Source organism: Rhizomicrobium sp., from assembly GCF_056722145.1.
Genome location: NZ_JBWZET010000279.1, coordinates 26046 through 33407, shown reverse-complemented (window position 1 = coordinate 33407; position 7362 = coordinate 26046). Strand labels below are relative to the sequence as shown.

Below are 7362 nucleotides of genomic sequence, written 5' to 3'. Positions count from 1 at the left end.
ATGCCCTGGCTTTTGCGCAGCCACACCGAACGAGGGCTTTTGCCTCTCGTCGTCATGTCCTCGGTGAAGCTCGACAGTTTGGAGAAGCTCTTTTCGACGCGGGAGGCGACGAAAGTGCCTGATCCCTGGCGGCGCGTGAGAAGCCCTTCCGAGACCAGTCCGTCCAAAGCCTTGCGGATGGTGATGCGGGAGACGGCGAACTCTTCGGCCAGATCGCGTTCGGGCGGCAGGGCGTCTTCAGGCGCCAGAAGTTTCATCTCGATGGCCCGCCGGAGTCCCCGTTGCAGTTGTTGGTACAACGGCAAGCTGTGGTCCTCGTCCAGGTTGCCGATCATGGCCGAAAGGGAAGGCAACGCGACCTCCTTGAGTGGTCTCTAAAGGCCTGGAATCGTGGGCGCCCAGGCTAATACCAATGCAATACCATAAACCCCCTCCACCTCGTCAATCCAAAAAAACGGCAGACCACACGTGTCCTGTGACGCATTAACAGGCACAAATTGGCCCTTGACAGGGCCGCCCAATTTAAGAATGGTATTGCATTGGACAGCAATTGGCGATCCCAATAGGGGGTCGCATAGAGTCCAAGAGGGGGCGGCGAAGGGCAGTTCGGCGCACTCTGGGGACACAACAGAGAGGACTGAGCCATGAAGTTGAGGAGAGTGTTTGTAGGGTCAGCGAGCGTACTGGCCTTGGCGAGCCTGGCAGCACCGGCATTTGCCCAGGATTCGATGGAAACGGTCGTCGTCACCGGTATTCGCGCGTCGATGCAGCGCGCCATGGACATCAAGCGCGACGCCGTCACGATCGTTGATGCGGTTTCGGCGGAAGACATCGGCAAGTTCCCGGACAAGAACGTCGCCGACGCCCTCCAGCGCATTCCTGGCGTCAACACGGTGTCCGCGGCGGCGGGTGAAGGCGGCTTTGACGAAAACGACCGCGTGTCGATCCGTGGTACCGACCCAAGCCTGACGCAGACGTTGATCGACGGCCATTCGGTCGCCACCGGCGATTGGTTCGTGCTCGACCAGTATCAGGCGGTCGGCCGTTCCGTCAGCTACACGCTGTTGCCGTCGGAAATCGTCTCCACCGCGAAGGTCTATAAGAGCCAGCAGGCGGATCTGGTCGAAGGCGGCGTCGCCGGCGCGGTCGATATCCAGCTGCGCAAGCCGCTCGACATGAAGGACAACCTGACGATCGAGGGCAGCGCAGATGCCGCTTACACCACGTTGCGTGGCGCCACCACGCCGCAGGTCAACGCCCTGTTCGGCTGGAAGTCGGATGACAACCGGTTCGGCATCCTGATCCAGGCCTTCCACGAAGAGCGCAGCATCCGCCGCGATGGCCAGGAAACGCTTGGCTACAACACCCTCGGGCCAAATCCGACCGGCGCCTGCACGCCTGCCGGCGTCGCGCTTCCATGCAGCGTGACCGCTGCACTCGATCCGCAGCTGATCGGCGTTGTCTATCCGACCCTGATCGGTTCGACCTACTTCACCCAGCAGCGCATCCGCCAGGGCGGCGTGGTCAACGCGCAGTTGAAGGTGTCGGACAGTTTTGACATCGAAGTGTCCGGCTTCTACTCGCATATGGGCGCGTCGAACTACAATCAGAACGTCATGGCGTACACGTCGCAGGAAATCGCCGACAACGCCCCGACGTCCTACAAGGTCGTCAACAATACGCTGGTCTCGGCGGTATTCCCGGCGATAACGCCGATGACGGGCTACACCAACGGTGGCGGCAACAGTTACGCCGGTTACGGCGCCTGGGGACCCAGTTGTCTGCTTGGAACGGCGCCGGTTGCTGGCAAGTGCCAGATCCCCGGCGTGGTTGCAGACTTCATCGCCCGTCCGGGTTCGGGCTCGGAAACGTATTTCTTTAACGGCAACGCCAACTGGACGCCGACGGCCGATCTGACGATCAAGGCCAAGTTCGGTTACACCCGCGGTGTCGGCCGGACCTCGTCCCAGCCGGCTTGGGAAGGCGAGGTTCAGGGCGGTCTCTCCTACAATTTGAACGGCCTCAGTGCAGCCGCTTCCGTGAGTGATCCGCTGGTCTCGCTGGCCAACGCCGCGAATTACACCAACGACTGGGCTTGGAACGACGTGTTCAACACGGTCGATCGCGAAATCTACGGTCAGCTCGACGTTGAGCAGGCTGTCAATGTCGGTCCGCTCACTGCCGTCAAGGCGGGCGTGCGCTACGCCGAACACAAGCGCTCGGTCCTCGGCTGGGTGTCGGGCACGTCCTACGGCGACCCGGGCTCGGATATCGCCACCGGCAGCTATCCGTCCGGTTATGCTGGCGACCTGCCGGGCAACGGAAACATGCTGACGAACGTGCCGCTCGGCGATCCCGCCAAGATCGCGAACTATCTCTACACGCAGGCAAACTGGCGTGGCTACACGCTGACGCCGGCCCAGACGGTCAATCCCGCAAACGAGCGGTTCTATTGGCAGGGCAGCATGGGCGTCCTGGAAGAAGACTGGGCGGCTTACCTCATGGCCGATGTCGGCGGTGAGCGCTGGAAGGGCAATTTCGGCGTCCGTATCGTCGAAACCGGCGAGAACGTCCAGCAGTACGTCAGCGATGCCAACGGCACGCCGAATGCCTTTGGCAACTACGACCTCAACCACATCAAGCACAAGTATTGGGATGTGCTGCCGAGCGTCAATCTCAGCGTCAAGCTGACGGACAACGCGACGTTGCGCTTCTCGGCGGCCGAAACCATGTCGCGGCCGGACTACAGCGCCCTCGGCGGCGCGGTCAACCTCACCGACCTGATCCTGACCGGCACGGGCGGCAACCCGAACCTCAAGCCGGTCCGGGCGGCCGTCTACCAGGCCTCGTATGAATGGTACTACGGGCCGGACTCGATGCTGGCCGTTGGCGTGTTCTACAACGACCTGTCGTCGTATGTGAGCTACTCGACGTTCCAGGGCTCGTATCAGAACTCGACCCTGACCGGCACGCACACCACGACGCCGGTTTATTCGATGTACAGCATCACTGCGCCGGTCAACAGCTCGGGGCAGCTGGAAGGCTTTGAAGCCCAGATCCAGCAGCCGATTTGGGGCGGCTTCGGCGCCCAGGGCAACTTCACCTATGCTGACGGCAACGACAGCAACGGCGGCCCGCTGGTCGGCGATTCGAAGATTACGGGGAACGTCAGCGTCTACTACGAAAACAACTGGCTGAGCACCCGCTTGTCCTATTCGTACCGCTCCAAGATGCTGGTCGGCCTCGACCGCAGCTTCGCACAAAACGAAGATGCCTACGGGACGCTTGACGCTTCGGTACAGGTCACCGTCACCGACAATCTCTCGCTCACCTTTGATGCTCTGAACCTCACCAATCAGACTTTGAAGTATTACGGCAACATCCCGGATCAGCCGCGTGCGTTCTATTCGAACGGCAGCCAGCTCTATGCCGGCATCCGTCTGAAGTATTGATCCGAAATCTTACCCCCGGGCACGCGCTATGTGCCCGGGGCCGCTTTGCGGCGGCGCCTCTCATACGAACACTCTTCTCTTGCGGAGCGGCAGTTGCCGCTCCGTTTTTGTTTGGATTTATGCCAGCGCTTCGAGCAGCGGCCCGAGCCAGCGCTCATAGCTGCGCCAGCGGCCGATCGAGGTCGTGAACAGCGGCCGGCGAACCTGATATTCGCTCATCGTGCGCACGCCGCGCTTGGTCTCGTAGAATTTCAGGCAGCGCTCGTCCCACCCAAGGCCGCAGAATTCCACCAGCCGCCGTGACTCGCGTTCGAAATTGGCGACCAGAGTCTCATATTGCACTTCAATGAGGCGGTTCGCCGGCAGCACATCGAACCAGTGCGCGGACAATACGTCTGCCGCCTTATGGTAGCGGCCGAGTTCGCCGAGGTCGTAGGCGAAATTCAGGCCATTGGCGAACAGTTTGGTGTAGCACGAGAAGCAGGTGTCACGGCGATCGCGGCGCAGGTGGATGAAGCGGGCATTGGGCAGGGCGAGGTGGAGCAGCCCCAAATGGGTACTGTTGGCCGGCAGCTTGTTGACGATGCGTTTCTTGTCCGGCGCCAACGCGGCGAGCCGCACCGCATAGTAGCCGCCGAACCGCCGCAGGCCTTGCTGGCCCAATTGCGCGAGGTCCGCAGGGTAATCGGCTCCGGCATGAGCGCCCAGGATCAAATCCTGGACATATTGAATCTCGCCGGCGCCATGCACATCGGGATGGCTGGCTAAAATCTGCTCGACCAGCGTGGTGCCCGAGCGCGGCATGCCGACGACGAACACGGGAATTTCGGAAGGATGGCCTGCACCCGCAAAGCGGCCGATTGTTTCGGCGGTGTAGATGTCCTGGATTTCGCGGAAAAGATTGAACACATCGCGTTCGTTATAAGGCACCAGCGCGCGGAAGAGGCGGTTGGCTTTCGCCAAATGCGCGAATGCTTCGGCAGGTCGCTCGAGTTCGTCGCACGCCTTGAACAAGGCAAAGTGCAGTTCGGCCTGCTGCTGTGCGGAAAAGCGGTCTTCCACGCCCGCCAGCCGCTCCAGTTCGGCCAGCCGGCTGTCGCCGGGTCGGAACGGCCCGGTTTCGGCAAGTGTGTAGTGATAGCCCGGATTATCGGGATCGAGCGCGACGGCTTTCTCCAGTGCGGATTGCGCTTGGCGGAATTGGCCGAGCTGTTTGTGGACCTGACCGATCGCGAAATGGGCGGCGGCGTTGCCGGGCTGGAGCGCGATCAAACGCTGAAATAGCAGCACTGCTTCGTGTTGCCGGCCACCGGCAGCAAGGACGTCACCCAGGCTCCTCAGGGCACCGGCATGATCGGGGTGTGTCGCCAGAACTTGCTCGAACCGGTAGTCGGCTTCTTCAATTCGCCCGTTGCGCGCGCACAGCAGACCAAGCCCGTAATTGAGCTCCGGATGGTTCGGGAGCGTTACCAAGCCGGCGCGATAGGCCGCTTCGGCCTCGCCAAAACGCCCCTGCCGGTGCAGCATGACTGCCCTGTCCGTTTCGTTCATCCGCATCCGTCTCTTTGAGCCGTCCGCATTATAGCGATGTTTTCGCGTGACGGTCGGCCGGCGTATGTGCCGCAGCACGGATTTCCGCTTTGCAGGGTTGCGGGGCGCCGATACAGTGCGCGCCGTTTCGACGCGACCCGCCACGATGCTCATCCGACTGCGATTAGCGGCGATCGTTCTCGCCGCCATGCCGCTGATCGGCGCTTGCGCTGCCGATCTGAACATGACCCCGTGGCCGCGCCAGCTGACGCGCGAGGCGGGCGGCTTCCGGCTGACCAGCGCAACCCCAATCGTCTGCACCAAGACGAACGATGCGCCGTGCGCCTTCGCCGCCGATTTTTTGGCCGGGCTGATTCGCCGGACCCGCAACCTGCCGCTGTCGCGCGTCGCAAATGCCGATGGCCCGGCGATCGTCCTGCGCCGGACCAGCACACCTGTGGGCGAAGGCTACCGTCTCGCCGTTCGCCCATGGGGAATCGAAATCACCGCGGCCGATGACGCCGGGTTGCTGTATGGGGCGATGACGCTCTACCAGCTCGCCACGCCCGAAGCCGACCCGGTGCGCGAGATCGCGATTCCGGCGGTTACCATCGACGACGCGCCGCGGTTTGGCTGGCGCGGGCTGATGCTTGATTCCGCCCGCCATTTCCAATCGCCGGACGAGATCAAGCGGTTTCTCGATGTCATGGCCTGGCACAAGCTGAATGTGCTGCACTGGCATCTGGTTGACGACCAGGGCTGGCGGATCGAGATCAAGCGCTATCCGCGCCTGACAAAAATCGGCGCCTTCCGCCACAATCGCCGCGAAGGCCGTTACGGCGGCTACTACACCCAGGCGCAGATTCGCGACATCGTCGCCTATGCCAAGGCGCGCGCCATCACCATCGTGCCCGAACTCGAGATGCCCGGTCACGCACTGGCGGCGATTTCGGCCTATCCGAGGCTCGGCTCAACCCGACGCGTGCCGAATGGACCGTCCGGCGACTGGGGCATCTTCCCTTACTTGTATAATGTCGACGACAGCACCTTCGCATTCATCGACAACGTCCTGACCGAGGTGATGGCGCTGTTCCCGTCGCCCTACATCCACGTCGGCGGCGACGAGGCGCCAAAGGGGCAGTGGAACACATCGGCCGCCGTGCAGCGGCGCATGCATGCGCTCGGCGTCGCCGACACCAAGGCGCTGCAGGGCTATTTCACCCATCGCATCGGCACCTTCCTCGCAGCGCATGGGCGTCGACTGATCGGCTGGGATGAAATTCTGGAAGGCCAGCCGCCAGCCAATGCGGTGGTGATGAGCTGGCGCACGGTGGAAAGCGCCGGCGAGGCCGCGGATCGCGGCCACGATGTCGTGCTGTCGCCGGCGCCGGTCCTCTATTTCGACTACTGTCAGGCCGCGCGTGCGGGCGAGCCGACGTGCCGCGGCCCGCAGTCGAGCCTCGCCGACGTCTATACGTTCGCTCCGACGCCGCAGGGCGCGTTGGAACACCATCTTCTCGGCGTCCAAGCCAACATATGGACCGAGCATATGCCGACGGCGGCGGGCGTGTTCTACGCCGCGTTCCCGCGTGCTGCGGCGCTGGCTGAAACGGGATGGTCGGCCGGCCACGACTGGCAAAGTTTCCTGATGCGGCTGCCGGCCGAGTTTGAGCGTTATCGCGTCCTCGCCATTCCGGCGTCGCAATCGGCATTTGCCGTCGCGGTCACGGCGGTGCCGGCGGGACGGGATGTGCGCATTGCGCTCGCCAACCAGGTGGAGGCCGGCGTCATCCATTATCGCACCGATGGCGGAGTTCCGGATGAGGCCTCGCCGGTCTACAACGGTCCATTCAAAGCATCTCATGCGCAAACCATCGCCGCGGCGACCTATCTCGACGGCCATCGTCTTGGCGGCGTCACCTTCCAAGCCCTCGGTGCCGCCGCGATCCTCCGGCGCACGTCGTGGGCGATGGATCAGTGCACCAACGATCTTCCGCTCGCCCAGCGCAGCGGCACCGTCGTGTCGATGGTCAATGTGATGAATCCATGCTGGATCTATCGCGGTCTTGATCTCGCACCTATCCGCGGACTCGACGTCTCACTCGGGCCGCTGCCGTTCAACTTCCAGATCGGCAACGACGTCAAGAAGATTCCACTTTACCCCACCGCCGCGCGCGGCGGCGCATTGGAAATCCGCGCCGACAGTTGCACCGGTCCGCTGCTCGCCAGCCTCAAGCTGCCGCGGGTGCGTCGCTTCACGACGCTGCACGCCGATCTGCCGCCGCAAACGGGGGTCCATGATGTGTGCTTGAATTTCGCCCGGCGCAAGGTCGATCCGGTGTGGGCGATCGATTGGGTCCAGCCGTTGTTGAAGGAGTAG

General features: G+C 62.8%; 4 protein-coding genes. 2 read left to right on the top strand and 2 right to left on the bottom strand.

Annotated features, from left to right (window positions below):
• Positions 1-335, bottom strand: a 335-nt coding sequence (locus AC1P6P_RS14690) for a GntR family transcriptional regulator (protein WP_481403189.1), incomplete at its 3' end; no start/stop codon positions are given.
• 393 nt (positions 336-728) lie between these two features.
• On the opposite strand from AC1P6P_RS14690, the gene AC1P6P_RS14685 reads away from it, so the two are divergent.
• On the top strand, positions 729-3452 hold the full coding sequence (locus tag AC1P6P_RS14685; RefSeq protein ID WP_481403188.1) for a TonB-dependent receptor: 2724 nt from the start codon (positions 729-731) through the stop codon (positions 3450-3452).
• 117 nt (positions 3453-3569) lie between these two features.
• On the opposite strand, the gene AC1P6P_RS14680 is transcribed toward AC1P6P_RS14685, so the two are convergent.
• Complete coding sequence (locus AC1P6P_RS14680; RefSeq protein WP_481403187.1) at positions 3570-5156, bottom strand: tetratricopeptide repeat-containing sulfotransferase family protein; 1587 nt, start codon at positions 5154-5156, stop codon at positions 3570-3572.
• Here AC1P6P_RS14680 and AC1P6P_RS14675 point away from each other — a divergent pair.
• Positions 5149-7362: a family 20 glycosylhydrolase gene (locus AC1P6P_RS14675; protein ID WP_481403186.1), complete on the top strand. Its 2214-nt coding sequence runs from the start codon at positions 5149-5151 to the stop codon at positions 7360-7362. The two genes, AC1P6P_RS14680 and AC1P6P_RS14675, sit on opposite strands and share 8 nt — an antisense overlap.

Excerpts from the sequence above, each read along its gene's own strand:
- AC1P6P_RS14685 (WP_481403188.1), top strand. The coding sequence starts at position 729 with ATGGAAACGGTCGTCGTCACCGGTATTCGCGCGTCGATGCAGCGCGCC.
- AC1P6P_RS14675 (WP_481403186.1), top strand. The coding sequence starts at position 5,149 with ATGCTCATCCGACTGCGATTAGCGGCGATCGTTCTCGCCGCCATGCCG.
- AC1P6P_RS14680 (WP_481403187.1), bottom strand. The coding sequence starts at position 5,156 with ATGAGCATCGTGGCGGGTCGCGTCGAAACGGCGCGCACTGTATCGGCG.